Raw genomic sequence first — 2827 nt, 5'->3', positions numbered from 1 at the left:
CCCGAATTTTTATTTTATCTTATCGAATCAATATTTGCCTTTCCGCCTGGAACAAACGGCAGTACATTTTCTTCGGGATCAACTTTTACAGTGACAATGAACGGTCTGTTTTTTCTGTTTTGGTCAAAGGCTTTTTTGAACCATTCGCTGTCCGTGTTTGCATTTGTTCCTTCGATTCCAAAACCCTTTGCAATTTGAAGAAAATCTGGCTGTGCTGAAAAGGTGCTTGCTGAATAATTTTTGTCAAAAAGAAACTTTTGCTGCTGGTAAACCATTCCGAGCGTGTGATTTACAAAAATTATTACCGTTACGGCAAGGTTGTTTTCGGCCAGAGTTGCAAGTTCCTGAATGTTCATAAGAATTGAGCCGTCGCCGCTTATGCAGATAATTCTTTTTTGCGGGTTTTGAAGCGATGCTCCGATTGCCGCCGGAAGTCCAAAACCCATTGTTCCGAGGCTTCCTGAAGTTAAAAATGTCCGCGGCTCGTTTACAGGATAGTATTGGGCGGCAAACATTTGGTGCTGGCCGACATCTGTCGTAACGAGTATGTCTTTTTCGTTGAGTCCGGCGTTTTGCGCAAGAGATGGAAGCTCTGAAATGAATTTTCGCGGATTTGCTGAATCTTCAAAACCCTCTCTTTTTTGATTTTTGTCCGGGGAACCGCAGTTGAGGGAAAAATTTTCTTTTGAAAGGTTTGCGATTTTTTCTGCCCAAAGCTCGCGTTCCTGTGCAAATCCTTTGCTGTCCTGATTTTTTAAAATATTTTTGAGCGAATCTGTAATGAGCGGAACTGCTGTTTCTGCTTTGCAGACAAGGCTGTGTGTTGTCGGGAGAATTTTGTTTATTTCCGCAGCGTCAATGTCGATATGAAGAATTTTTGCAGAAGGACAGAATTTTTTTACGATTCCTGTTGCGCGGTCGTCAAAGCGTACTCCTGCCGCAAAAACCAGATCGCTTTCGTACATTGCAACATTTGCCGGGTAAGAGCCGTGCATGCCGACCATTCCGGCATTGTCCGAATCTGTTTTTGGAATTGCTCCCAAAGCCATAAGCGAAGTTACAACGGGCAAACGGTAATTTTTTTTGAATTCCCTCAATGCTTTTGCTGCTGCTGGAGAATTGCAGCCACCGCCAATGTACAAAACCGGTTTTTTTGCTTGCGCAAGCTCTAATGCCATTTTTTCTACGATATTTTGAATTTCTTCTTTTTTTGTATGAAAGCGCACATTTTCTTCTTTTATGCAAAAATCTTCGTAATCAGGAAAACTTTCTACTTCGCACTGGGCAAGCTGAACGTCGCGCGGAATGTCAATTAAAACAGGACCCGGACGGCCTTCCTGGGCAATTGCAAAGGCCTGTGGAATTGCCGTCAAAAGTTCTTCTGGATTTTTTACTGCGATTGAATGTTTTGTGATTGGAAACGAAAGTCCGAAAGTGTCGGCTTCTTGAAACGCATCTGTTCCGATAAGATATGTGTTTACCTGACCGGTTATGGCAACCAGAGGAATCGAGTCGCTTCTTGCGTCTGCAATTGCCGTCAAAAGGTTCATTGCTCCTGGACCGCTTGTTGCCAGACAGACCGCCGCTTTTCCAGATGTGCGTGCCATTCCTTGCGCTATAAAGCCTGCCGCCTGTTCCTGTCGCACCAGAATATGCCGGATTGAACTTTTATTGAGTTCATCGTACAAAGGCAGGATTGAACCGCCTGGAATCCCAGAAACAGTCTTAATGCCCTGTTTTTCGAGCATTTTTACAACGATTTGCGCGCCAGTCAACTTCATATTATTCTCCAAAAAAAATAAAAAGGCTCTCAGGAAACTAGTTCCGGAGAGCCTGTGATTTACGCTTTAAATTTATCAAACAAAAATAAAAGCAACGACTTTCCGGCTAGATGGAAACCACCACGAGAAGGACGCTGACTTTTACAAGGTTTGAATTAAACATATTTCAGATTATGTAACCTCAAAAACGTTTTGTCAAGAATATGTAAGAAAAATGTATTTTCAAGAAAAAAACTATCAAAAATAAACATTTGTGGACAGTTTATAAAAAAAGCCCGGCTAAAGACTTAGCCGGGCCGGGATAAACTAAAATCTTATCTTGTAATTGTTGTTATTATTGAATAAGAAACCGTAGTTGTGCCGTAATGAGCGGTGAACATTACCTGATAGATTCCTGCAGGAAGATCTGAAAGTGACATTGTAAAGTCTGTTTCTGCGCCTACTTTATCCGCGGATAATGCCTCAAAAATTGTTCCGCCTCTTGTTACAGTAAAGTTTACTTTGTCATAAGCAAAATTTTCGATTTTGTTGCCTTCCGCATCTTTTACATCTCCTGGAGTGAACGTCCATTTTGCTTCTGTCTGAGTTGTAGCTTCAATTTCTGCTGTTTTTCCAGTGATCGTTCCTGTGTCTACCGTAATCCAGCCGTCTTGAATTTCAAGGCTTTGTTTGTCGAAGATTGCCACACTTGCGTCTGTTGCGAACATTGCGTAAAGATCCAAGTTTTTGTAGCCTTTATACGCTTCTGGTGCTGTTCCAGGTTCGTTGTATCTGCTTGCAGTTTCGCTTGTTGCGTCTTTGCTCCAGTAAGACCATGTATATGTGTTTTTCTTGATGATTGGAGTTCCGTCTGCTTTTATGATTTCGGTTCCAGTTGTAGAATCTTCGCAGTGATAGCTTACTCTGTCCGCTGTGCTGCCGCCAGTGCCGCCTTCTGCCGCTGTTTCGTCATCGAAGTAAGTGCCTCCGTTCATAAAATATGTGAGCCTGTAGCGGTTGATTGTATTTCCAGTAAATGCTTTAGTTTCTGTCGGTTCTGCTGGTGC

At 42.4% G+C, this 2827-nt stretch carries 2 protein-coding genes; both read right to left on the bottom strand.

Annotated features, from left to right (window positions below; all coding sequences use genetic code 11):
- Positions 1-14: 14 nt before the first annotated feature.
- Positions 15-1781 carry a biosynthetic-type acetolactate synthase large subunit gene (ilvB, locus tag B2X33_RS02665; RefSeq protein ID WP_296667442.1) on the bottom strand — a complete coding sequence of 589 codons (1767 nt, stop codon included), beginning with the start codon at positions 1779-1781 and terminating at the stop codon, positions 15-17.
- Between the two features lie 314 nt (positions 1782-2095).
- On the bottom strand, positions 2096-2827 hold a 732-nt coding region (locus tag B2X33_RS02660; RefSeq protein ID WP_296667440.1), incomplete at its 5' end, for a hypothetical protein.

This window comes from Treponema sp. UBA785 (genome assembly GCF_002297065.1).
GTDB lineage: Bacteria > Spirochaetota > Spirochaetia > Treponematales > Treponemataceae > Treponema_D.
Note: the sequence above shows the minus strand (reverse complement) of the source record. Positions and strands in the feature narration are given on the sequence as shown.

Excerpts from the sequence above, each read along its gene's own strand:
- ilvB (WP_296667442.1), bottom strand. The coding sequence starts at position 1,781 with ATGAAGTTGACTGGCGCGCAAATCGTTGTAAAAATGCTCGAAAAACAG.